Raw genomic sequence first — 24,537 nt, 5'->3', positions numbered from 1 at the left:
AGCTCCTCACGTTCTTTAAGCGCGGTCCGCGACACGTTCGCCGAGCAGACCCGACGGACGGAACACGAGCACGATGATCAGCACGATGAAGGCGAACACGTCCTGGTAGTTCGACCCGAAGACGCCGCCCGTCAGGTTGCCGATATAACCGGCGCCCAACTGTTCGATGAGACCGAGCAGCACGCCGCCGACCATCGCGCCGCCCAGGTTGCCGATCCCGCCCAGCACCGCCGCCGTAAATGCCTTCAGACCGGGAATGAAGCCCATGTAGAAGTGCGCGTTGCCGTATTCGGAGGCGATCATCACGCCCGCCAGCGCCGCCAGCGCCGAGCCGATCATGAAGGTCGCGGAAATCACGAAGTTCGGGTTCACGCCCATCAGCGACGCGACGCCCGGATTCTCGGCGATGGCGCGCATCGCGCGGCCGAGCTTGGTCTTGTGCACGAGGAGCAGGAGGCCGCCCATCACGAGGAACGCAACCACGATGATGACGATTTCGGTCATCGAGATCACCGCGCCCGGACGGGTTTCGTCGGCGGCGATGACGTTGATCGGATCGGTCGGCAGAAGCTGCGGGAACGCGAGCGGATTGCGGCCCCAGATCATCATCGCGATGGTCTGCAGGAGAATGGACACGCCGATCGCGGTGATCAGCGGCGCAAGACGCGGCGCCTTGCGCAACGGCCGGTACGCAACGCGTTCGATCGTGTAGCCGACGAGCGCGCAGACGATCGCCGCGATGACGAGCGCGATCGTCAGCATGATCGGTCCGGGCAAGCCCGGCACGTGATTCTGCATGACGCCGATGGCGGAGAGCGCAACCATCGCGCCGACCATCAGCACGTCGCCGTGCGCGAAGTTGATGATGCCGAGAATGCCGTACACCATCGTGTAACCCAACGCGATGATGGCGTAGACGCTGCCAAGCACCAGACCGTTGAGGATCTGCTGGATGAAAATATCCATTTAAAGCTCCTTAGCCCCGTGCGATTCGATAACGCCTTTATCACCGGCCGATAAACCAGTGTGAAGCGAAATCTGAAGCGGCACTGCGCGTACTTTTAAAAAACCGGTAAGGGTTGAGCGCCGATCGTCCGCCCGCGGCCGGATGGGGCTGCAAGCAGTTCACGGACGGATACGAAAACAGCGCCGCCGGATAGCTGGCGCCGCCAGACTGCCTACTGCTTGACGACGTCGAGTACGTCCTTCTTCTTGTCCTTGAAGTCGTACAGCGTGATGGTCCCCGCCTTCAGGTCGCCCTTGTCGTCGAATGCGATATGACCCGTCAGACCGTTGTAGTCGGTCGTGGCGATCGCAGCGAGCACCTTGGGCGCTTCGACGGAGTTAGCACGCTTCATTGCATCGACGATCACGTACATCGCGTCATACGTGAACGGCGCGTAAATCTGCACCGGCGTGTGAAAGCGCGCTTCGTACTTCTTCTCGAAGTCGGCTCCCTTGTCCATCTTCGAAAGCGCGAGTCCCGCCTCCGAGCAGACGATGTTCTGCACCGCGTCGCCCGCGAGCTCGGCCACCTTGTCGGTGCAGACGCCGTCGCCCGCCAGGATCTTCGCCTTGATGCCGAGCGCCGCCGCTTCCTTCGCGAACGGTCCGCCCGTCACGTCCATGCCGCCGTACATCACGGCGTCCGGCTGGATGCGCCTGATTTTCGTGAGAATCGCCTTGAAGTTGCGCGCCTTCTCGGTGGTCTGCTCGCGCGCCGCGATCTTCACGCCGCCGGCCTGCGCGGTTTTCGCGAACTCGTCGGCGAGGCCGCGGCCGTAGGCGCTGGCGTCATCCACCACGACGACCTTCTTCGCGTGCAGCGTCTTCACCGCGTAGTTCGCGAGCACGGGGCCTTGCAGCGCGTCGGTCGCGACGACACGAAACGTCGTCTTGTAGCCTTGCTTCGTGTACTCGGGATTGGTCGTCGACGGCGAAATCTGCGCGATGCCCGCATCGCTGTAAATTTTCGACGCCGGAATCGATACGCCCGAGTTCATATGGCCGATGACCGCGACCACGCGGTCATCGACGAGCTTCTGCGCGGCTTCGGTGCCCACGCGCGGATCGGCGGCGTCGTCCTGGGCGTCCAGTTCGAGACGGATGGAATGCCCGTCGATCGTCAAACCCTGCGCGCTGATCTCTTCGAGCGCGAGACGCGCGCCGTTTTCGTTGTCCTTGCCCAGATGCGCCTGCAGCCCTGTCACGGGCGCGACGTGACCGATCTTCACGACAGTTGCCTCGCTCGCCGGCGTCGGCGCCGGAGCGGACGCAGCCGCCACGGCAACCGCGCTCGCCGCTGACGCCGCCGTGCTCGCCCCGCTTTCGTCCTTCTTGCCGCATGCGGTTGCCATTGCAACCGCAGCCGCGATGGACACGGCGTGAGCAACTTTGAATCGCATCAAATAGGTCTCCTGCGCCTCTAAAAACTGTCGTCGTGAACCCTTCTGGCCTCAAGACGCGCGCATTGTAACGCTAAATATGAGACGAGCAATATTCTTGCGTGGCGGGGTTTTCCAGCATTGCAACCATCATTTTTCGGCGATTTTCCGGCAAAAGCGCAACCGGGTTGCGATCCTTTTTTGTGCAGCAGTTGCACCATAACGGAAGCAGGTGTAATCGGACAGGTTCGGGCGCGTACGTTTGCTTATCGGATTTACGGGGAAACCCTGAAGGCATTAGAAGGAATCGCCTACAACGGCGTGTGCCCCGAAATGGGGCTTTCGCTTGGTTTCAGATCGTTCGGAAGGGTTCCGCCCGTAGCCGTTCGTCGCACTTAAAAGGCGAAAAAAAAGCGCCCGGAGGCGCTTTTTCGAGCGATGCGATTAGTTCATTGCGGCAATGACAAGCCGCGCGGCAACGGAAACGAGATGGTTTCCTCGATGCCCTCGAGCGAGCGCACATTGCGCACGCCGAGCTCTCGCAGACGCGCAATCACGGCCTGAGCGAGCACTTCCGGTGCCGATGCGCCCGCCGTCACGCCGATGCGCTTCTTGCCCTCGACCCAGCGCGGATCGATCTGCGACGGCGAATCCACCATATAGGCGGGAATGCCGCGCTTCTCCGCGACTTCGCGCAGACGGCTCGAATTCGAGCTGTTCGGGCTGCCGACGACGATCACCACGTCGCATTGCGGCGCGAGGAACTTCACGGCGTCCTGGCGGTTCTGCGTCGCGTAGCAGATGTCCTGCTTCTTCGGCTCCTTCACCTGCGGGTACTTGGCCTTCAGCGCGTCGATGATCGCGGAGGCATCGTCGACGGACAGCGTCGTCTGCGTCACGTACGCGATGCGCTGCGGATCGGGCAGATCGAGCTTGAGCACGTCGTCGATATCTTCGACGAGATGCATGCCCTCGCCCGACTGGCCCATCGTGCCTTCCACTTCCGGGTGACCCTTGTGGCCGATCATCACGATGTCGAAGCCTTCCTGACGCATCTTCGCGACTTCGATGTGCACTTTGGTCACGAGCGGGCACGTCGCGTCGAACACGCGCAGGCCGCGCGCTTCGGCTTCGCCGCGCACCGCCTTCGAGACGCCGTGCGCGCTGAAGATCAGCGTCGCGCCCTCGGGCACGTCGGACAGCTCTTCTATGAAGATTGCGCCCTTCTTGCGCAAATCCGCGACGACATAAGCGTTATGGACGATCTCGTGGCGCACGTAGATGGGCGCGCCGAACAGCTTGATCGCGCGCTCGACGATCTCGATTGCGCGATCGACGCCCGCGCAGAACCCGCGCGGCTGCGCGAGCAGGATTTCGACGTCGGTCTGAACTTCGTTGAGGCTTTCAATCATGGTTACAGAATTCCGATGATTTTCACTTCGAAGACGAGCGCCTGGCCCGCGAGCGGGTGATTGAAGTCGAACAGCGCGGCAGTCTCACCGACTTCCTTCAGCACGCCCGCGTAGCGTCCGCCGTTCGGCGCGTTGAATTCGACGAGATCGCCGGGAGAAAAATCCTCGCCGATCATGCTGTTTTCGCGCAGCGTCGCAAGCGACACCCACTGGACGAGCTCAGGATTGCGCGGTCCGAACGCCTGATCCGGCGTTAGCTGAAAGGTCGAGTGGTGACCGACCTTCAGGCCCAGCAGAATGTCTTCCAGCGGTTCGGCGAGTTGCCCTGCGCCGAGCAGGAGCGTCGCGGGCTTGTCGGCGAACGTGTTGACGACGTCGGCACCATCGGCAAGCGCGAGCCGGTAATGAAGCGTGACGTGCGAACCGGGTTTCACCTCGGAGATATCGATGATGCTCATGAGTATTGGATGTGGCCGTTCGTTTGAAGGCGGGGCGCGGGCCCCGCATGCGGCGGCTCTGCGGCGCGAGGCGGCAAACCGCGCGGCGCCGGTGCGAACCGGGCGCCAAAACCGCTATTGTAAGACAGAGTTGCGCCGGGGCGCGTCACGTGGATCGCTCCCGTGTGCGCTCGCCCGCGCGACAAGCCGTCCCGGAGCCCCGCGATGAGCGCCGATCTGCGGCTCGTGCAGCCAGCCGCCGCGCCCGGCGACGGCGCGCCCGCGATCGCGCCCCTCATGCCGATCCGCAAATGGGCGCGCGCAGATCGGCCCCGCGAGCGACTGCTGGACACCGGGCCCGCCTCGCTGTCGGACGCGGAACTCTTCGCATTGTTCCTGCGCACCGGCGTCATGGGCGTGACAGCCGTCGATGTCGCGCGCCAGCTTCTGCTGCGTTTCGGGTCGCTGCGCGGCGTGCTGGACGCATCGGAGGCGGAATTGCGCGAACTGCGCGGCATCGGGCCGGCGCGCGCGGCGACGCTCATCGCCGTGTCCGAGTTGTGCCGGCGCGCGCTGGCCGAGAAGGCGCGCGACCGCGAACTGCTGAACGCGCCGGGCGCGGTGGAAGACTATCTGCGGCTTCTGATCGGCACGCGGCCCTACGAGGTGTTCATCTGCCTCTATCTGGATGCGCGCCATCAACTGCTGCACGTCGAGGAATCGGCGCGCGGCTCGCTCACGCGCGTGGCCGTCTATCCGCGCGAGATCGTGCGGCGGGCGCTCGCGCTGAATGCAGCGGGACTCATCGTCGCGCATAATCATCCGTCGGGCGGGGTCGAGCCGAGTGCGAACGACCGGCGGCTCACCAAGACGCTGCAGGACGCGCTGACGCTCATCGACGTGCGGCTGCTCGATCACATCGTCGTGGCCGCGAACGACGTCTTCTCGTTTGCGCGTCACGGCTGGCTCTGACGGCATAAACCGTTTGATATTGCAGCGTTTTTCCTGCTACAATCCGCGTTTGCTTTTCTCAACCCGCCTGTTCTGAACGAATGCGGTCCTCATTGGCATAACCGTGCTGCCAAGTCCCCGATCGGCAAATTGGGCGATAAGAGGTATCGAAACGAAGGCAAATCAAGTGCTTTCGCATCGAGCGTTCGTCTCGGACTCAACGTGTATTAGGAGTGTCACCATGGCACGCGTATGCCAAGTAACTGGGAAAGGCCCGATGTCGGGCAACAACGTTTCCCACGCAAACAACAAGACCAAGCGTCGCTTCCTGCCGAATCTGCAGAACCGCCGTTTCTTCGTTGAAAGTGAAAATCGCTGGGTGCGTCTGCGCGTTTCGAACGCCGGCCTGCGCCTGATCGACAAGAACGGTATTGACGCCGTGCTCGCAGACCTGCGCGCACGCGGTGAAATCTAAGGAGCACGCACATGGCCAAGGGCGCACGCGACAAGATCAAGCTGGAATCGACCGCAGGCACGGGTCACTTCTACACGACGACCAAGAACAAGCGCAACATGCCGGAAAAGATGCTGATCAAGAAATTTGATCCCGTCGTCCGCAAGCACGTTGACTACAAGGAAACCAAGATCAAGTAAGCTTTGATTTTGAGACCTGCCGAAAGGCGAAGACAGCAAAGAGCCCCGCACCCTGCGGGGCTTTTTGTTTTTCGACGCCGCTTTTTTCCCATGTTTCCCACGCTTTGCACACGATCGTACGGGGGTTTTCGCTGTCACGGAATGTTCATGCGCGTTATGCTTGCCGGCTAACGACGAAGAACACGGACGGAGAACCGGCAGCATGAATTTCGATGTAGCGATCGTAGGGAGCGGGCTCGCGGGTCTGAGCGTCGCGCTGAATCTCGCCGAAACCCGGCGCGTGGCGATCCTGGCCAAGCGCGCGGCGAATATCGGCGCGAGCGATTGGGCGCAGGGCGGCATCGCGGCCGTGCTGGATTCGGCCGACAGCATCGACAATCACGTCGGCGATACGCTCGTCGCCGGCGGCGGGCTGTGCGACGAAGCCGCGACGCGCTTCATCGTCGAAAACGGGCGCGCGGCGATCGAATGGCTCATCGACGAAGGCGTGCCGTTCACGCGCGACGTCTCGGCGGAACTCGGCTTCCATCTGACGCGCGAAGGCGGCCACAGCCATCGGCGTATCATCCACGCAGCCGACGCCACGGGCCACGCCGTCGTCACGACGCTGTCCGAGCGCGTGCGCAACCATCCGAACATCACCGTTCTCGAAGATCATTACGCGATCGATCTCATCACGTCCGACCGGCTCGGGCTGCCGGGGCATCGCTGTCACGGCCTTTACGCGCTCGATCTCAAGACGGGCCGCACCGTGACGATTCAGGCGCCGCACACCGTCCTCGCAACGGGCGGCGCGGGCAAGGTCTATCTCTACACGACCAATCCCGATACCGCGACCGGTGACGGCATCGCGATGGCGTGGCGCGCGGGATGCCGCGTCGCGAACATGGAGTTCATCCAGTTCCATCCGACGTGCCTCTTCCATCCGTACGCGAAGTCGTTCCTGATTTCCGAAGCGGTGCGCGGTGAAGGCGGCGTGCTGCGCCTGCCCGATGGCACGCGCTTCATGCCCGCGCACGACGAGCGCGCCGAGCTTGCACCGCGCGATATCGTCGCGCGCGCGATCGACTTCGAAATCAAGAAGCGCGGCATCGACTGCGTGTATCTCGACATCAGCCATCAGCCGCGCGCGTTCCTCGAAGAGCACTTTCCGACGATCCTCGCGCGTTGCCGCGAGTTCGGCATCGATATCGCGAAGGAGCCGATTCCGGTCGTGCCGGCCGCGCATTACACGTGCGGCGGCGTCGTCACCGATCTCGCGGGGCGCACGGATCGCCCGGGCCTGTATGCGGTCGGCGAGACGTCGTACACCGGGCTGCACGGCGCGAACCGGCTCGCGAGCAACTCGCTGCTGGAATGCCTCGTGGTCGGGCGCGCGGCGGCGCAGGCGATCGAAGCCGATGGCTATTCGAAAGGCTGTCACGCCGAATTGCCCGACTGGGACGAAAGCCGCGTGTCCGATCCCGACGAGGAAGTGGTCGTCGCGCACAACTGGGACGAGTTGCGCCGGCTGATGTGGAATTACGTGGGCATCGTGCGCACGGACAAGCGCCTCGCGCGCGCGCAGCACCGTATCGCGATGTTGCGCGACGAGATCCACGAGTACTACGCGAATTTCAAGGTGAGCCGCGATCTGCTGGAACTGCGCAATCTCGTCGACGTGGCGTCGCTGATCGTCGAAAGCGCGTGCTCGCGGCGCGAGAGCCGCGGCCTGCACTACAGCCGCGACTGGCCCGCGACCTTGCCGAAGGCGCTGCCGACAGTGCTGATGCCGCCGGCCGCGCGCCGCACGAGCCTTTAGAGCAGACGCATCGAAAAATCGGTCGCGCGCACGTCCTTCGTGAGCGCGCCGATGGAGATGCGATCGACGCCGGTATCCGCGATCGCGCGCACGGTGTCGAAATTCACGCCGCCCGACACTTCGAGCAACGCGCGCCCCGCCGTGATGCGTACCGCGTCGCGCATCATGTCGAGCGTGAAGTTGTCGAGCAGGATCGATTCGGCCCGGTGCGCGAGCGCCGTTTCGAGTTGCTCCAGCGTTTCCACTTCGATCTGTATCGGCACGCCGGCCTGCAACGCGAGCGCCGCATCCATCGCCGCGCCGACGCCGCCCGCCGCCGCGATGTGGTTTTCCTTGATCAGAATGCCGTCGTATAGCGCGAGACGCTGGTTCGCGCCGCCGCCCACGCGCACCGCGTACTTCTGCGCGAGCCGCAAGCCCGGCAAGGTCTTGCGCGTGTCGAGAATCCGAGCGCGCGCGCCTTCGATCGCGTCGACGTAACGGCGCGTCGCGCTCGCCACACCCGACAGCAATTGCAGCAAATTGAGGCCATTGCGCTCGGCCGTCAGCAGCGAGCGCGCAGCGCCGTGCAGCAACACGACCGGCGAATTCGCCGTCATGCGATCGCCCTCGCGATATTGCCATTGCACTTCGATGGACGGATCGACGCGGCGCATGACTTCATCGAACCACGGCACGCCGCAGAGCACCGCTTCCTCGCGCACGATGATGCGCGCGGTGCGGCGCGCGTCGGCGGGCACGAGGCGGCCGGTGACGTCGCCCGTGCCGACGTCTTCATCGAGCGCATCGACGACATTGCGCGCGAGCGCCGCGTCGAACGCTTCGCCGTATTGCGCGCGGACTTCCTCGAAGATCGATGCATACGTCATCACGCGGCTCCCACGTTCGAGAACAGCGTCGTGTCTTTCGCAAGATCGCCGCTCGCCTGCACGCGCTTCTTGTGACGCGCGGCGAAATCGAGCATGCGGTCGATCGGCACGCGCGCACGCATTCCGATGGCCGGGTCGACGTGAATCTCGTTGTGCCCGCGCTCCAGCACGTCGGCGAGATTGGCGAGGCCGTTCATCGCCATCCACGGACAATGTGCGCAGCTTTTGCAGGTCGCGCTGTTGCCGGCGGTCGGCGCTTCGATGAACGTCTTGCCCGGCGCGGCGAGCCGCATCTTGTGCAGGATGCCGAGATCGGTCGCGACGATGAAGCGCTGCGCGTCGAGCTTCACGGCGGCATCGATGAGCTGCGTGGTCGAGCCGACGACATCCGCGAGCGCGACCACGCCTTCCGGCGATTCCGGATGCACGAGAACCTTGGCGTCGGGATATTCGCGGCGCAAGAGATCGAGTTCGATGCCCTTGAACTCATCGTGGACGAGACATGAACCTTGCCACAGCAGCATGTCCGCGCCGGTCTTCTTCTGGATGTAGCTGCCGAGGTGCCGATCCGGCGCCCACAGGATTTTTTCGCCGCGCGCGTGCAGATCGGCGACGATTTCCAGCCCGATCGACGACGTGACCATCCAGTCGGCGCGCGCCTTCACGGCCGCGCTCGTGTTCGCGTACACGACGACCGTGCGGTCCGGATGCGCATCGCAGAAAGCGGAGAATTCGTCGGCCGGGCAGCCGAGGTCGAGCGAGCAGGTCGCGTCGAGGTCGGGCATCAGCACGCGCTTGTCCGGGCTCAGAATCTTCGCCGTCTCGCCCATGAAACGCACGCCCGCGACGACGAGCGTCTTCGCGGCGTGATCGCGCCCGAAGCGCGCCATTTCGAGCGAGTCGGCGACGCAGCCGCCGGTTTCGTCGGCGAGTTCCTGAAGTTCGGCGTCGACATAATAGTGCGCGACGAGCACCGCCTGTTCACGCACGAGCAGCGCGCGGATGCGCTCCTTCAGCTCGCGCTTGCGTTCGGCCGATGGCGCGTCGGGCACCCGCGCCCACGCCTCGCCCACTCCACACGTCAGGCCTTGCGGCCGGTCGTACTCGACGCTCCTGATCGCTTCCATGTCCCTGTCCCCTGCTCCATGCCAACAACGTGATGCGAGAATCGGCCGCCCAAAAACAAAAACCCCGCCAGAGCGGGGTCTTGTGACGTCCTTAAATTTTAACGGATATCGCGGATCAGGCGTAGCGGCGCAGACGCAGCGCGAAATCCTGCAATGCCTTGATGCCGCTTTCTTCCGCGCGATGGCACCAGTCCTGCAACTGCGTGACCAGTTGTTCGCGCGATGCGTTCGAACGGTCCCACATCGCCGACAAGTCCTTGCGCAGCTCGATGAACGTACGCAGTTTCTGATTATCCGAGGTCAGCTCCGGCAGTTGCTTCAACTGCGGCTCGTTCAGGCCGTCTTCTTCCTTGTGAAACCACTTGCGCGCACCGCGCATCAACTGATACTTCTCGCGCGCGCCGGCTTCCTTCAGCTTCGCCAGTTCCTGCGCGTAGGCGTGCTTGAGCGCCTTGCCGTAGCGCGCCATCACTTCGTAGCGGTTGGCGAGCACGGCCTGCAGCGTGTCCTGATCGACGACGGCCTTGCTCGCAGCGAGCTTCGGCGTCGGCGCGACCTTTTTCACCGTCGCGAGGCCGACCATCGACATCATGCGGATATACAGCCAGCCGATGTCGAACTCGTACCACTTGCTCGACAGCTTCGCCGACGTAGCGAACGTGTGATGGTTGTTGTGCAGTTCTTCGCCGCCGATCAGGATGCCGAGCGGAAAGATGTTCGTCGAGGCATCCGACGAGTTGAAGTTGCGATAACCCCACCAGTGGGCGAGACCGTTCACGACGCCTGCCGCCCAGAACGGAATCCAGATCATCTGCACGGCCCACACCGACAGACCGACGATGCCGAACAGCGCGACGTCGATGACCATCATGACGCTGATGCCGAGAATCGGATAACGCGTGTAGACGTTGCGTTCCATCCAGTCATTCGGCGTGCCGTGACTGAACTTGCGCATGGTTTCTTCGTTTTTCGCTTCCGAGCGATAGAGCTCCGCGCCCTCGAGCAGCACCTTCCAGATACCGCGCGTCTGCGGGCTGTGCGGGTCTTCCTCGGTTTCGCATTTCGCGTGATGTTTGCGGTGGATCGCCGCCCACTGGCCGGTCAGCATGCCCGTGGTCATCCACAGCCAGAAACGGAAGAAGTGGCTCGCGACCGGATGCAGGTCCAGCGCGCGGTGCGCCTGGCAGCGGTGCAAATAAATCGTGACGCCGGCGATGGTGACGTGCGTCATCGCGAGCGTGAAAAGCAGAATCTGCCACCAGGAAAAGTCGAGCAATCCGTTGGCGAGAAATTCGAGAGAAGAATTCAGCAAGGCAGTTTACCTGTGTAGCTGTGAAATTCGGGAAAAATGGCCGGTCGAACGGACTTCGAACGCGGTGTTGTGCACATGAAAGGAATGTGCGCAAGTTCGATCGCATTCTACTGCATGCGTTCCAAGTCTTTGTCCTAAAGGTGAAATTTTTTGAATGGTACCGAAACGAGGAAAATCTCACGCCTCGATCAGGTGCCGAATCACCACTCAAATCAAAAGATCGAGCCGTCCGACGGGTTGTCAGCCAAGTCCGGCATTTATTACCGATTCGCTGCCCGCACGGGGCACGCCATCGATAATTCGTATTTCGCGCTGAGCGTAGGGAATTTCAATCCCATACTCGCAGAATAACCGCCAAACCGCGCGATTCACGTGCGACTTTACGCCGCCCGTGCCCTTGGCGGCCTCCTCGATCCAGAAACTCAACTCCAGATTGATGCCGTCCGCGCCGAAACTCGCGAGAAGCGCCGCGGGCGCCGGGTCCTGCAACACGCGCTCGACGCCCTGCGTCGCTTCGACAAGCAACTGCATCGCGCGTTCGACGTCGCATCGGTAACTCACCTGCACCGCGATCTTCGCATTGCCACGCGTGAGGAACGACGAATGATTTTGTACGACATCCGTGATGAGCTTTTCGTTCGGAATCAGCGTTTCGATGCCGTCCAGACCGCGCACGACGGTATAGCGCGTGCGGATCTGCGTAACCGTGCCCTGATTCCCGCTGACGTTGATCATGTCACCGAGCCGCAAGGAGCGGTCCAGCAGAATGATGAAGCCAGACACATAATTGCTCGCGATCTTCTGCAAGCCGAAGCCGAGCCCGACGCCGAGCGCGCCGCCGAACACGCCGAGCACCGTGATGTCGATGCCGACGATCGACAGGCTCACCAGAATCGCGGCGAGAATCATCAGCGCCCGCGCGACACGGGCGAGCACCACTTTCAGATTTGCATCGAGCGAGCGGGCGCGCATCAGGCGGTCGTCGAGCAGCGCGCCCGCCCACATCGCGACGATCAGCGTCACGCACACCCACAGCACGCCCGAGGCGAGCGAGAGCAGCGTCATGTGCGCGTTCGCGAAATTGAAGCGCACGCTCGCCATCCAGTGAACGACATCGTCCTGGATGCCCATGACGGTGAGCGCCATCGCGATCCACACGATCGCAGTCACGAGCTTTTCGAACAGATAGAGCAGCGCGTTGGCCTCGTGCTCCGCCTGACCGCGGCTGAAGACGCGCCGCGCGACGTACAGCATCGTGTAAATAACGGTGATGCCGCACAGCGGCACGAGCGCAAGCCGCAGCAGGGACGTATGGATGAACGGGGCGAGCGCGATCTGCGCGATCGACACGAACACGGTGCCGAGCAACGGAAACAGTGCTTTGTTGAGGCTTTCCGCGCCGAAGCGCACGGCTTCGAAACGCGACTGGCGGCGCGCATCGAGCTTCTTGCGAAGCGCGCGCGCGCACCACCACGCCACCACCAGCAGGCCGAAGAGCGCGGCCACCTGCCAGATCACTTCCGGCTCGCCGAAGTCGCGAAAAAGCCGCGTGGAGAGTTCGTTCAGGAAGTGATTCTGCATCGCTTACGCGGATTCTTCGGCTGCCTTGGGTGCTTTGGCGGCGTCGGGCACGCGCTCCAGCACCGCCGCGAAGAAGCCGTCCGTGCCGTGCTTGTGCGGCCACAGCGACAGGAATTCGCCCGTGTCCAGATCGATGCGCTGTTCCGCCAGCACGTCGCGCGCGGGCACCACGCGGAAGTTCGGATGCGTATCGAGAAACTGTTTCACGACGTCTTCGTTCTCCGCTTCGAGCATCGAGCAGGTCGCGTAGACGAGACGGCCGCCGGTCTTCACGAGCCGCGCGGCGCTCGTGAGAATCGAAAGTTGCTTGGGCGTAAGTTCAGCGACCGTCGCGGGCGACTGACGCCACTTCAGGTCCGGATTGCGGCGCAGCGTGCCGAGGCCCGAGCACGGCGCATCGACGAGCACGCGGTCGATCTTGCCCGCGAGGCGCTTGATCTTCGCGTCGTGTTCGCTGTCGATCAGCACCGGATTCACGTTCGACAGGCCACTGCGCGCGAGACGCGGCTTGAGCTTCGCGAGCCTGCGATCGGACACGTCGAACGCATAGAGACGGCCGGTGGAGCGCATCATCGCGCCGAGAGCGAGCGTCTTGCCGCCCGCGCCCGCGCAGAAATCGACGATCATTTCGCCGCGGCGCGGGGCCATCAGCGAGCAGAGCAACTGGCTGCCCTCGTCCTGCACTTCGATCCAGCCTTCCTGGAACGGCGCGAGGCGCGTCAGCGCCGGCTTGCCGTCGACGCGGATGCCGAACGGCGCGAACGGCATTTCGCCCGCGTCGATGCCCGCCTCGGTCAGCGCCTTCAGCACGATCTTGCGATCGGCCTTGATCGGATTCGAGCGCAGATCGAGCGGCGCGGGATAGTTCAGCGCGGCGGCAAGCTGCGCGAGTTCTTCGGGCGCGAATCGCTTGCCCATCGCGTCGTAGATCCACTGCGGCAGGTTCGTGCGTACGCGGACCGGCAGGCTCGCCGGATCGATCTTCGAGACCTGCGCGAGCCATTGATATTCGTCGGCGGACACGAACGGCTTCAGCGCGGAGAGACCGGCCGTCTGCATCAGCCCGAGCAGCGCGAGACGGCGCGCCTGATTGCCGCTGCCGCTTTCCGCGAGATGCGAAAACTCCATCTTCCGGCGCAGCACCGCGAAGACCGCCTCGGCGATCACGCCGCGCTCGCCGTGCCCGAGCTTCGGATGCGCGCGGAAAAAGCGGCTCGTCGCGGCATCGGCCGGGCCGGAAAAGCGGAGCACGTCCGCGAGCAGCGTTTCGGTTTGTCCGATCAGAAATCCATGCAGCCTCATACGCCCTCCCCGGCAATGTCGGCAAAGAGCCATTGCGGCTCGGACGGCGTGAGGGCGACACGTTCGCCCTCGATAGAAAGACGCCCCTCGATAAACCAGCGCACCGCGCGCGGGTAGATTTCGTGCTCGACCTTGAGCACGCGCGCGGCGAGCGCGGCGGCATCGTCGCCGGCGACGACCGGCACCGCGCCTTGCGCGACGATCGGCCCGTGATCGAGCGTCGGCGTCACGAAATGCACGCTTGCGCCGTGCACGCGCACGCCGGCGTCGAGCGCCTGCTGATGCGTGCGCAAACCCGGAAAGCACGGCAAGAGCGACGGATGAACGTTGAGCATGCGCCCGGCGTATTTCACGACGAAGGCGTCGGTCAGCACGCGCATGAAGCCTGCGAGCACGACGAGATCGGGCTCGAAGCGATCGATTTCACGCGCGAGCGCCGCATCGAACGATTCGCGTTCGTCGAACTGACGATGATCCACCACTTTTGTTTCGATGCCGTTCGCGGCCGCGAAGCCTAGACCGGCGGCATCGGGCCGGTTGGAAATGACCGCGCAGACGCGAGCCGGCCAGCCTTCGCGCGCGCATGCACGCACGACGGCCTCCATGTTGCTCCCGCGTCCGGAGATCAGAATGACGATTTTTTTCATCCGCGGATTTTATCATTCGGAGGGTGCGAAAATCGTGCCAAACGGGTTTGCATTCGGGATCGACCGGCGTCGCGCCGGGGCGCTCGCGCCCGACCATCCGTGCGAGCGTCTATAATCTAACGCTTTGCGGCATCTGCCCCTCCCACCGACCATCGCCTATCGTGAGAGTCTTTCGCGGCCTCCCCAATGCCGAAAGCCGGTCGCCCTGCGCGCTGACCATCGGCAATTTCGACGGTGTCCATCGCGGTCACCAGGCGCTGCTCGCGCACGTGCGGGCCGCCGCCGACGCGCGCGCGCTGCCGGTCTGCGTGATGACCTTCGAGCCGCATCCGCGCGAGTTCTTCAATCCGGCAGGCGCGCCGCCGCGCATCGCCATGTTGCGCGACAAGCTCGAAGCGCTGCGCACCAACGGCGTCGATCGCGTGGTGGTCGAGCATTTCAACAAGACGTTCGCGGGCCAGTCGCCGGATACGTTCGTGAAGAACGTCATCGTCGATGGCCTGCACGCGCGCTGGGTCATGGTCGGCGACGACTTCTGCTACGGCGCGAAACGCGCGGGCAATTTCGAGTCGCTGAAAGCGGCCGGCGAGAAATACGGCTTCGAAGTCGAGCAGATGGCGACCGTCGCGCATCCGAACGGCGCGCGCATTTCGTCGTCGTCGGTGCGCTCGTCGCTCGTCGCGGGAGATCTCGACGCGGCGCAAGTCGCGCTCGGGCGTCCGTACGTCATCAGCGGACATGTCGTGCACGGCGCGAAGCTCGGCCGCGACCTCGGCTTTCCCACGCTGAATCTGCCGATCGCGCACAAACGGCCGGCGCTGGCGGGCATTTTCGTCGTGCGCGTGCACGGCCTCGCCGATGAACCGCTGCCCGCCGTCGCGAGCCTCGGCCTGCGTCCGACCGTCGACGATTCCGGCCGCGTGCTGCTCGAAGTGTTCGTGCTCGACTGGCACGGCGACGCCTACGGCAAGCTCGTGCGCGTCGAGTTCCTGAAGAAGCTGCGCGACGAGGAGAAGTACGTCGACCTCGAAACGCTCGGCCGCGCGATCGCGAAAGACGTCGACGACGCGCGCGCGTACTTCGGCCTGCCGCCTGCCAGCAACGCGAGCCGCGCTTCCGGCTTCGCCATTTCGGCGACCGACCGAATTAGGTGAGCGCGCGGTGCCGCTTTGAAAAAAGCGCATCGCCCGCTGCCCTCGCCTGCCTGGATACACCGCGCGCAAACCAGCGCCGCCGTCTCACCGAATTCACTGAGTCACTCATGAGCGACAAGAAAGAAAAGGCTTCCTCGAAGTATCCCGTCAACCTGCTCGACACGCCGTTCCCGATGCGCGGCGACTTGCCCAAGCGCGAACCCGCGTGGGTCAAGGAATGGCAGGACAAGCAGATCTACGAGAAGATCCGCGCGGCATCGAAGGGCCGCAAGAAGTTCATCCTGCACGACGGCCCGCCCTACGCGAACGGCGACATCCACCTCGGCCACGCCGTCAACAAGATCTTGAAGGACATGATCGTCAAGGCGCGCAATCTCGCGGGCTTCGACGCGGTCTACGTGCCGGGCTGGGACTGCCACGGCATGCCGATCGAAATCCAGATCGAAAAGCAGTTCGGCAAGACGCTGCCCGCCATCGAAGTGATGCAGAAGGCGCGCGCCTACGCGGGCGAGCAGATCGAGAAGCAGAAAGTCGGCTTCCGGCGTCTGGGCGTGCTCGGCGACTGGGACAATCCGTACAAGACGATGAACTTCGCCAACGAAGCGGGCGAAATCCGCGCGCTCGGCAAGATCATGGAAAAGGGCTACGTGTTCCGCGGTCTCAAGCCGGTGAACTGGTGTTTCGACTGCGGCTCGGCGCTGGCGGAAGCGGAAGTCGAGTACAAGGACAAGACCGATCCGACCATCGACGTGATGTTCGCGTTCGCGGAACCCGAAAAGACCGCGCAGGCGTTCGGCCTGCCGGCGCTGCCGCGCGCGGAAGGCGGCATCGTCATCTGGACGACGACGCCGTGGACCATTCCCGCGAATCAGGCGCTGAACGTGCATCCGGAGATCGTCTACGCGCTCGTCGATACGCCGCGCGGCCTGCTGATCCTCGCGCAGGAGCGTGTCGAAGCGTGCCTGCAGAACTACGGCCTCCCGGGCGAAGTCATCGCGACGACGACCGGCGAAAAGCTCGCGAACCTGCGCTTTCATCATCCGCTCGCGGCCGCGCATCCGGGCTACAAGCGCACGTCGCCGGTCTATCTCGGCGACTACGTGACGACCGAAAGCGGCACGGGCATCGTGCATTCGTCGCCGGCCTATGGCGTGGAAGACTTCGTTTCGTGCAAGGCGCACGGCATGGCGGATTCCGACATCATCAACCCCGTGATGGGCGATGGCCGCTACATCGAATCGCTGCCGCTTTTCGGCGGGCTGTCGATCTGGAAGGCCAATCCGCAGATCGTCGAAGCGCTCGATGGCGCGGGCTCGCTCATCAAGAGCGAGAAGTACACGCACAGCTACATGCACTGCTGGCGCCACAAGACGCCGATCATCTACCGCGCGACCTCGCAATGGTTCGCGGGCATGGACGTGAAGCCGAAGGACGGTGGCCCGACGTTGCGCGAAACCGCGCTCGAAGGCGTCGAGAACACGGCGTTTTATCCGTCGTGGGGCAAGCAGCGTCTTTACAGCATGATCGCGAATCGCCCGGACTGGACGCTTTCTCGCCAGCGTCAATGGGGCGTGCCGATGGCGTTCTTCGTGCACAAGGAAACCGGCGAGCTGCATCCGCGCACGCTGGAGTTGCTGGAAGAAGTGGCGAAGCGCGTCGAGGAAGGCGGCATCGAAACGTGGCAATCGCTCGATCCGCGCGAATTGATCGGCGATGACGCCAACATGTACGAGAAGAATCGCGACACGCTCGACGTGTGGTTCGACTCGGGCACGACGCACTGGCACGTGCTGCGCGGCTCGCACAAGGATTCGCTGCAATTTCCGGCCGATCTGTATCTCGAAGGCTCGGACCAGCATCGCGGCTGGTTCCATTCGTCGCTGTTGACCGCATCGATGCTCGATGGCCGTCCGCCTTACGACGCGCTCCTGACGCACGGCTTCACCGTCGATGGCGAAGGCCGCAAGATGTCGAAGTCGCTCGGCAACGGTATCGATCCGCACGAAGTGGCCAATCGCCTCGGCGCGGAGATCATCCGTTTGTGGATCGCATCGACCGACTATTCGGGCGAACTCGCGATCTCGGAGGAGATTCTCAAGCGCGTGACGGAAACGTATCGGCGTATTCGCAACACACTGCGCTTCCTGCTCGCGAATCTGTCGGACTTCGATTTCGACAGGAACGCGCTGCCGTTTCAGGACTGGCTCGAAATCGATCGATACGCCGTCGCGCTCACGCGCAATCTGCAGGACGACGCGCTTTCGCACTACGAGAAGTACGAGTTCCATCCGGTCGTCGCGAAGATCGCGACGTTCTGCTCGGAAGATCTCGGCGGCTTCTATCTCGACGTGCTGAAGGATCGTCTCTATACGACCAAGCCCGATTCGCGCGAGCGCCGCAGCGCGCAGACCGCGCTGTTCCATATCGCGCAGGGCTTGCTGCGTCTCGTCGCGCCGTATCTGTCGTTCACGGCGGAAGAGGCGTACAAGGTGCTGAAGCCCGGCCAGGACACGATCTTCACCGAAGTCTTCGCGACGTATCCGGAGATCGCGAACGGCGGCGAGCTGCTCGACAAGTGGACGCTCATCCGCAGCGCGCGCGGCGACGTCACGAAGGCGCTGGAAGAAGCGCGCACGGCCAATCAGATCGGCTCGTCGCTGCAGGCGGAAGTCGTGGTGCGCGCAAGCGGCGCGCGTTACGACGCGCTCGCGAGCCTCGGCGATGCATTGCGCTTCGTGCTGATCACGTCGTCGGCGCAAGTGGAGAAGGTCGCGAGCGAGGCGGAAGAAGGCGTGGATGTCGCCGCGTCGAGCTATCTGAAGTGCGAGCGCTGCTGGCACTATTGCGCCGATGTCGGCTCGCACGCGGATCATCCGGGTCTGTGCGGCCGCTGCTTCTCCAATCTCTTCGGCGCAGGCGAAACGCGAGGCGCGGCATAAATGGCTCGAACGATGGCAAAACAAACTTCCGTTAAAGCCGCGAGCAGCGGTTCGCTCGCGCCGTGGCTCGGCGTCGCGCTGATTGTCATTCTGTTCGACCAGTTGACGAAGATCGCCGTGCAGCGCGTGTTCGCCTATGGCGATCCGCACGCGCTCACGCCGTTTTTCAACCTGCTGCTCGTCTACAACCGCGGCGCGGCGTTCAGCTTCCTCGCAATGGCGGGCGGCTGGCAGCGCTGGGCATTCACGGCGCTGGGCGTCGTCGCGGCAATCGTGATCTGCTATCTGCTCAAGCGCCATTCGGGGCAGCGCATGTTCTGCACGGCGCTTTCGCTCATCATGGGCGGCGCGATCGGCAACGTCATCGACCGGATCGCGTATGGGCACGTCATCGACTTTCTGGATTTTCACGTGAACGCCTGGCACTGGCCGGCGTTCAACCTCGCCGACAGCGCGATCACCGTCGGCGCGGTCCTGCTGGTGTTCGACGAACTCCGGCGCGTGCGCGGCTCACGTTGACATTCACGACGCGGCTCCTTTCACGGAGCCGTGTTCTTTTTGCGATGGAGGCAAGTTGGAACTCGCGGGCAAACATCTCGTTTTGGGGCTGACCGGCGGCATCGCCTGCTACAAGATCGCCGAACTGACGCGCCTGCTCGTCAAGGCCGGCGCGACGGTGCAGATCGTGATGACGGAAGCGGCCACGCAGTTCATCACGCCCGTCACGATGCAGGCGCTCTCCGGCCGTCCGGTCTACACGTCGCAGTGGGATGCGCGCATGCCGAACAACATGCCGCACATCGATCTTTCACGCGAGGCGGATGCGATCGTCATCGCGCCGGCATCGACGGATTTCATGGCGAAGCTCGCGCACGGCATGTGCGACGACCTGCTCTCGACGCTGTGCATCGCGCGCGATTGCCCGCTGCTCGTCGTGCCCGCGATGAACCGGCAGATGTGGCAAAGCCCGCCGACGCAACGCAACGTCGCGCAGCTTCGCGCTGACGGCGTCGAAGTGCTCGGTCCCGATTCGGGCTCGCAGGCGTGCGGCGAAGTGGGCGACGGCCGCATGATCGAGCCGGAAGCCGCGTTCGAAGCAATCTGCGCGTTCTTCCAGCCGAAGATCCTGCGCGGTCAGCGCGTGCTCATCACGGCGGGTCCGACGTTCGAGCCGCTCGATCCGGTGCGCGGCCTCACGAACCGCTCGTCGGGCAAGATGGGCTTCGCGCTCGCACGCGCGGCAGCGCAAGCGGGCGCGGACGTGCATCTCGTCGCGGGTCCGGTTTCCCTGCCGACACCGTGGGGCGTGTATCGCGAGGACGTGCAGACCGCGCAGGACATGCACGATGCAGTCATGGCCGCGACGCCCGACGCCGACATCTTCATCGCGGTCGCGGCGGTCGCGGACTGGCGCGCCGAACACGTGAGCGAGCAGAAGATCAAGAAGTCCGCCGATGCCTTGCCCACGTTCACCTTCGTCGAAAATCCCGACATTCTCGCGACGGTCGCGAAGCTGCCGAATCCGCCCTACTGCGTCGGTTTCGCGGCCGAGAGCGGCGACCTCGACGTGCACGGTGCCGAAAAGCGCAAGCGCAAGGGCGTGCCGCTTTTAATCGGCAATATAGGGCAACTCGCATTCGGTCGCGACGACAACGAAGTCGTGCTGTTCGAGGAAAGCGGGACGACGCCGCTGCCGCGCGCCGACAAGCAGCAACTCGCGCGCACGCTGATCGCGGAAATCGCGAAGCGCGCGCCTCGCATCGGCGGCTCGCTCCTGTCATGACGAAACTCTCGGTACTCGACCAGACGCCGGTCATTCACGGTCACAGCGTCGCCGACGCGATCGCGGCCACGCTCGATCTCGCGCAACTCGCCGACGATCTCGGCTATACGCGCTACTGGTGCGCGGAACATCACGGCTTGTACGGCGTGTCGAATCCGTGTCCCGAGGTGATGCTCGCGCGCATCGGCAGTCTGACGAAGCGCATTCGCATCGGCTCGGGCGGCGTGATGCTGCCGTATTACTCGTCGTTCAAAGTGGCCGAGCAATTCATGATGCTCGAAGCGCTCTTTCCGAACCGTGTCGATCTCGGCGTCGGACGCGCGCCCGGCGGCGACATGCATACCGCGCAGGCGGTCGCGGGAGGTTCGTACAATCGCGGCGATGTGTTTGCGCAGCAAGTCGCCGAACTGATCGCGCTTTTCAGCGGCAACATTCCCGACGATGCCCTCGCCAAAGGCGTGCTGCTGCAACCGCAGATCGACACGCGCCCCGAGTTGTGGATGCTCGGTTCCAGCGAATTCGGCGGCCTGCTCGCCGCGCAACTAGGCATCCGCTTCGCGTTCGCGCATTTCATCAACGCGCAGTACGGGCATCGGGTGGCTCAGGCGTATCGCGAGCGTTTCACGCCGGGCCATGAAAAGAAGCCGTATCTCGCCGCCGCCGTATTCGTCATTTGCGCCGACACGGACCGCGAAGCCGAGGCACTCGAACGCGCGGTCGATCTCCGTCGCGTGCAGATGGCGTACGGGCTGAACCAGCCGATTCCATCGATCGCGCAAGGCGTCTCTCAGGTCTACGGCGAACGCGAACTCGCGGTGATCGCACACGAAAAAGCGCGCAACATCATCGGCACGCCCGAGCGCGTGACCGCGAAGCTGCACGCGCTGCAGGAACAATTCGACGCCGACGAACTGATCGTCATCACGGTCGCCGGCAGCTACGCCGCGCGCACGCGCTCCTATCAACTCCTGGCCGAAGCCTTCGAACTCGGCCAATCGCCTGCATAACGCCTCATTCCATGAAACTCGACGTCAAGATTCTCGACGCGCGCATGCGCGACTTCATGCCCGCCTACGCCACGCCCGGCAGCGCGGGCCTCGATCTGCGCGCGTGCCTCGATGCGCCGCTCGTCATCGAACCGCATCAGACCGTGCTCGTGCCGACCGGTCTCGCGATTCATCTCGCCGACCCGGGCTACGCCGCGCTGATCCTGCCGCGCTCGGGTCTCGGTCACAAGCACGGCATCGTGCTCGGCAATCTCGTCGGGCTGATCGATTCGGATTATCAAGGCCAACTGATGGTCTCGACGTGGAATCGCGGCGACACCGCCTTTACGCTGAATCCGATGGAGCGTCTCGCGCAGTTGGTGATCGTACCGGTCGTGCAGGCGCAGTTGAATATCGTCGACGACTTCGAAGCGAGCGAGCGCGGCGCGGGCGGCTTCGGCAGCACGGGCAAGCACTGAGCTTCATCGCGCGAGCGCGAAAAAAAAACGGCGCGGTGTCGACACCGCGCCGTTCGCACTTCAAGACCCCTTCTCTTAATCTACTTCGATCGCTTCCGGATTCGGATTGCGCGGCGGCGCCGAGTTCTCGTCGAACGTCAGCTGGACCTTGTCGTCCGCATCGACATCGACCGTCACGCGGCCGCCGTTGACCAGCTTGCCGAACAGCAGTTCGTCGGCCAGCGCACGACGGATCGTGTCCTGGATCAGACGCTGCATCGGACGCGCGCCCATCAGCGGATCGAAACCGTGCTTTGCGAGATGCTTGCGCAGCGAATCGGTGAAGACCGCATCGACCTTCTTCTCGTGCAGCTGATCTTCCAGTTGCATGAGGAACTTGTCGACCACGCGCAGGATGATTTCCTCGTCCAGCGAGCGGAAGCTGATGATCTGGTCCAGACGGTTGCGGAACTCCGGCGTGAACATGCGCTTGATGTCGGCCATTTCGTCGCCCGACTCGCGGCGCGACGTGAAGCCGATCACGGCCTTGCCCATCGCTTCGGCGCCCGCGTTCGTCGTCATGATGATGATGACGTTGCGGAAATCCGCCTTGCGCCCGTTGTTATCCGTCAGCGTGCCGTGGTCCATGACCTGCAGCAGCACGTTGTAGATGTCCGGATGCGCCTTCTCGATTTCGTCGAGCAGCAGCACGCAATGCGGCTTCTTCGTGACGGCTTCGGTCAGCAAACCACCCTGATCGAATCCGACATAGCCCGGCGGCGCGCCGATCAGACGGCTCACCGCGTGGCGTTCCATGTACTCCGACATGTCGAAGCGCAACAGTTCGATGCCCAGCGTGAACGCCAGTTGCTTAGCGACTTCGGTCTTGCCGACGCCCGTCGGACCGGAGAACAGGAACGCGCCGATCGGCTTGTCCGTCTTGCCGAGTCCCGCGCGCGCCATCTTGATCGACGCCGACAACGCGTCGATCGCCGGATCCTGGCCGAACACGACCGCCTTCAGATCGCGATCCAGCGTCTGCAGCTTGCTGCGGTCGTCCTGCGACACGCTTTGCGCCGGCACGCGCGCGATCTTCGAGATGATCTCTTCGATTTCGCTCTTGCCGATGGTCTTCTTCTGCTTCGACTTCGGCAGAATGCGTTGCGCCGCGCCGGCTTCGTCGATCACGTCGATGGCCTTGTCCGGCAGATGACGATCCGTGATGAAGCGCGCCGACAGTTCCGCCGCCGCCGACAGCGCACCCGACGAATACTTCACGCCGTGATGCTCTTCGAAGCGCGTCTTGAGGCCGCGCAAGATTGCCACGGTCTGCTCGACGGTCGGTTCGGTAACATCGACCTTCTGGAAACGGCGGGACAGCGCCGCGTCCTTTTCGAAAATGCCGCGATATTCCGTGAACGTCGTTGCACCGATGCACTTCAACTGGCCCGACGACAACGCCGGCTTCAACAGGTTCGATGCATCCAGCGTGCCGCCCGAAGCCGCGCCCGCGCCGATCAGCGTATGAATTTCATCGATGAACAGAATGGCGTGCGGTCGCTCTTTCAGTTCCTTCAACACCGTCTTCAGACGCTGCTCGAAATCGCCGCGATACTTCGTGCCCGCGAGCAGCGCACCCATGTCGAGCGAGTACACCTGCGCGTCGGCGAGAATGTCCGGCACTTCGCCGCGCGTGATGCGCCACGCGAGACCTTCGGCGATCGCGGTCTTGCCGACGCCGGCTTCACCGACGAGCAGCGGATTGTTCTTGCGGCGGCGGCACAGCACCTGCACCACGCGCTCCACTTCCAGTTCGCGGCCGATCAGCGGATCGATCTTGCCGTCCTTCGCGAGCTGATTCAGGTTCTGCGTGAACTGCGCAAGCGGTGTTTCCTTCTGCGCGGCAGCGTCTTCCGATTCCGGATTGGCTTCGTTGTTCGTCTTCGCGGCATCGCCACTGTTCGTCTTCGCGATGCCGTGCGAAATGAAATTCACGACATCGAGACGCGTGACGCCCTGCTGCTGCAGGTAATACACGGCGTGCGAATCCTTCTCGCCGAAAATCGCGACCAGCACGTTCGCGCCGGTCACTTCCTTCTTGCCGTTCGAAGTCGATTGCACGTGCATGATCGCGCGCTGGATCACGCGCTGGAAACCAAGCGTCGGCTGAGTATCGACGTCGTCCGTGCCGGGCACGGTCGGCGTGTTGTCATGAATGAAATTGCGCAGGTTCTGACGCAAATCTTCAATGTTGGCTGCGCAGGCGCGCAACACTTCAGCCGCGGTCGGATTGTCCAACAGGGCGAGCAAGAGATGCTCGACCGTTATGAACTCATGCCGCGCCTGACGTGCTTCCATAAACGCCATGTGCAGACTGACTTCCAGTTCCTGGGCAATCATGCTTCCTCCATCACGCACTGCAGCGGATGACCCGCTTGCCGTGCATGGCTAACGACTTGCTCAACTTTGGTCGACGCAATGTCTCGCGTGTAGACCCCACAAACTCCCCTGCCCTCGCGATGAACCTTCAGCATGATCTGCGTCGCAGTCTCACGATCTTTATTGAAGTATTCCTGCACGATCATCACGACGAATTCCATCGGCGTGAAGTCGTCATTCAGCAGCACCACCTTGTACATGGCCGGCTTCTTGAGCTTCTGCTCCTGCCGCTCCAGTACCGTGCCATCCTGCTTGTTGGGATTTGTCGCCATACATCCATTCTAAACAACACGGACGTCCT

The 24,537-nt window shown here is 63.4% G+C and carries 22 protein-coding genes; 10 read left to right on the top strand and 12 right to left on the bottom strand.

Features of this window, described 5'->3' with window-relative positions; translation table 11 throughout:
* Positions 1-15: 15 nt before the first annotated feature.
* The 4 genes from AWB77_RS16435 to AWB77_RS16420 form a co-directional block, all read right to left on the bottom strand.
* Entirely contained in the window at positions 16-966 is a 951-nt protein-coding gene (locus tag AWB77_RS16435) for a branched-chain amino acid ABC transporter permease (RefSeq protein ID WP_061135517.1), read from the bottom strand.
* Positions 967-1,178: 212 nt separating this feature from the next.
* On the bottom strand, positions 1,179-2,405 hold the full coding sequence (locus AWB77_RS16430; RefSeq protein ID WP_061135516.1) for a branched-chain amino acid ABC transporter substrate-binding protein: 1,227 nt from the start codon (positions 2,403-2,405) through the stop codon (positions 1,179-1,181).
* A gap of 428 nt (positions 2,406-2,833) precedes the next feature.
* Complete coding sequence (gene ispH, locus AWB77_RS16425; protein ID WP_061135515.1) at positions 2,834-3,796, bottom strand: 4-hydroxy-3-methylbut-2-enyl diphosphate reductase; 963 nt, start codon at positions 3,794-3,796, stop codon at positions 2,834-2,836.
* A gap of 2 nt (positions 3,797-3,798) precedes the next feature.
* Entirely contained in the window at positions 3,799-4,254 is a 456-nt protein-coding gene (locus tag AWB77_RS16420) for an FKBP-type peptidyl-prolyl cis-trans isomerase (protein ID WP_061135514.1), read from the bottom strand.
* 204 nt (positions 4,255-4,458) lie between these two features.
* Between AWB77_RS16420 and radC the strand changes: the two genes are divergently transcribed.
* The 4 genes from radC to nadB all read left to right on the top strand — a co-directional run bounded on the left by radC (position 4,459) and on the right by nadB (position 7,639).
* Entirely contained in the window at positions 4,459-5,205 is a 747-nt protein-coding gene (gene radC, locus AWB77_RS16415) for a RadC family protein (protein ID WP_061135513.1), read from the top strand.
* A gap of 220 nt (positions 5,206-5,425) precedes the next feature.
* Positions 5,426-5,659, top strand: a complete 234-nt coding sequence (gene rpmB, locus AWB77_RS16410) for a 50S ribosomal protein L28 (protein WP_008351171.1) — start codon at positions 5,426-5,428, stop codon at positions 5,657-5,659.
* 11 nt (positions 5,660-5,670) lie between these two features.
* Positions 5,671-5,838 carry a 50S ribosomal protein L33 gene (gene rpmG / locus AWB77_RS16405; protein ID WP_006050116.1) on the top strand — a complete coding sequence of 56 codons (168 nt, stop codon included), beginning with the start codon at positions 5,671-5,673 and terminating at the stop codon, positions 5,836-5,838.
* Positions 5,839-6,040: 202 nt separating this feature from the next.
* Positions 6,041-7,639, top strand: coding sequence for an L-aspartate oxidase (gene nadB / locus AWB77_RS16400; RefSeq protein ID WP_061135512.1), 1,599 nt, complete (start codon positions 6,041-6,043; stop codon positions 7,637-7,639).
* On the opposite strand, the gene nadC is transcribed toward nadB, so the two are convergent.
* From nadC to purN, 6 genes are all read right to left on the bottom strand, one after another.
* Positions 7,636-8,508, bottom strand: coding sequence for a carboxylating nicotinate-nucleotide diphosphorylase (nadC, locus tag AWB77_RS16395; RefSeq protein WP_061135511.1), 873 nt, complete (start codon positions 8,506-8,508; stop codon positions 7,636-7,638). The genes nadB and nadC overlap by 4 nt on opposite strands.
* Positions 8,508-9,635, bottom strand: coding sequence for a quinolinate synthase NadA (gene nadA, locus AWB77_RS16390; protein ID WP_061135510.1), 1,128 nt, complete (start codon positions 9,633-9,635; stop codon positions 8,508-8,510). The genes nadC and nadA overlap by 1 nt, the downstream gene beginning before the upstream one ends.
* A gap of 115 nt (positions 9,636-9,750) precedes the next feature.
* On the bottom strand, positions 9,751-10,947 hold the full coding sequence (locus AWB77_RS16385) for a DesA family fatty acid desaturase (protein ID WP_061135509.1): 1,197 nt from the start codon (positions 10,945-10,947) through the stop codon (positions 9,751-9,753).
* Between the two features lie 240 nt (positions 10,948-11,187).
* Positions 11,188-12,528 carry a mechanosensitive ion channel family protein gene (locus tag AWB77_RS16380; protein ID WP_061135508.1) on the bottom strand — a complete coding sequence of 447 codons (1,341 nt, stop codon included), beginning with the start codon at positions 12,526-12,528 and terminating at the stop codon, positions 11,188-11,190.
* 3 nt (positions 12,529-12,531) lie between these two features.
* Entirely contained in the window at positions 12,532-13,830 is a 1,299-nt protein-coding gene (locus tag AWB77_RS16375) for an RsmB/NOP family class I SAM-dependent RNA methyltransferase (RefSeq protein WP_061135507.1), read from the bottom strand.
* Positions 13,827-14,477, bottom strand: a complete 651-nt coding sequence (gene purN, locus AWB77_RS16370) for a phosphoribosylglycinamide formyltransferase (RefSeq protein ID WP_061135506.1) — start codon at positions 14,475-14,477, stop codon at positions 13,827-13,829. Before purN ends, AWB77_RS16375 begins: the two co-directional genes overlap by 4 nt.
* A gap of 161 nt (positions 14,478-14,638) precedes the next feature.
* Here purN and AWB77_RS16365 point away from each other — a divergent pair, with 161 nt between their 5' ends.
* The 6 genes from AWB77_RS16365 to dut all read left to right on the top strand — a co-directional run bounded on the left by AWB77_RS16365 (position 14,639) and on the right by dut (position 21,818).
* Entirely contained in the window at positions 14,639-15,631 is a 993-nt protein-coding gene (locus AWB77_RS16365; protein WP_061135505.1) for a bifunctional riboflavin kinase/FAD synthetase, read from the top strand.
* A 107-nt stretch (positions 15,632-15,738) separates the two neighbouring features.
* Positions 15,739-18,570: an isoleucine--tRNA ligase gene (gene ileS / locus AWB77_RS16360; RefSeq protein ID WP_061135504.1), complete on the top strand. Its 2,832-nt coding sequence runs from the start codon at positions 15,739-15,741 to the stop codon at positions 18,568-18,570.
* The gene (gene lspA / locus AWB77_RS16355) at positions 18,571-19,089 is read left to right on the top strand and encodes a signal peptidase II (protein ID WP_061135503.1); all 519 of its coding nucleotides are present in this window, start codon (positions 18,571-18,573) and stop codon (positions 19,087-19,089) included.
* Positions 19,090-19,144: 55 nt separating this feature from the next.
* Positions 19,145-20,353 carry a bifunctional phosphopantothenoylcysteine decarboxylase/phosphopantothenate--cysteine ligase CoaBC gene (gene coaBC, locus AWB77_RS16350; protein ID WP_061135502.1) on the top strand — a complete coding sequence of 403 codons (1,209 nt, stop codon included), beginning with the start codon at positions 19,145-19,147 and terminating at the stop codon, positions 20,351-20,353.
* Positions 20,350-21,360, top strand: a complete 1,011-nt coding sequence (locus tag AWB77_RS16345) for an LLM class flavin-dependent oxidoreductase (protein ID WP_061135501.1) — start codon at positions 20,350-20,352, stop codon at positions 21,358-21,360. The genes coaBC and AWB77_RS16345 overlap by 4 nt, the downstream gene beginning before the upstream one ends.
* 11 nt (positions 21,361-21,371) lie before the next feature.
* Positions 21,372-21,818 (top strand): dUTP diphosphatase, encoded by a 447-nt coding sequence (gene dut / locus AWB77_RS16340; protein ID WP_061135500.1) that lies wholly within the window; start codon positions 21,372-21,374, stop codon positions 21,816-21,818.
* A 75-nt stretch (positions 21,819-21,893) separates the two neighbouring features.
* Here the strand turns inward: dut and clpA are convergent, their stop codons facing one another.
* Positions 21,894-24,197, bottom strand: coding sequence for an ATP-dependent Clp protease ATP-binding subunit ClpA (gene clpA / locus AWB77_RS16335; protein WP_061135499.1), 2,304 nt, complete (start codon positions 24,195-24,197; stop codon positions 21,894-21,896).
* Positions 24,194-24,508, bottom strand: a complete 315-nt coding sequence (gene clpS, locus AWB77_RS16330; RefSeq protein ID WP_061135498.1) for an ATP-dependent Clp protease adapter ClpS — start codon at positions 24,506-24,508, stop codon at positions 24,194-24,196. Before clpS ends, clpA begins: the two co-directional genes overlap by 4 nt.
* Positions 24,509-24,537 lie beyond the last annotated feature (29 nt).

The organism is Caballeronia fortuita (genome assembly GCF_001544835.2).
Taxonomy (GTDB): Bacteria; Pseudomonadota; Gammaproteobacteria; order Burkholderiales; family Burkholderiaceae; genus Caballeronia; species Caballeronia fortuita.
The sequence above is the reverse complement of the archived record's forward strand: the minus strand, read 5'-3'. Positions and strand labels throughout refer to the sequence as shown.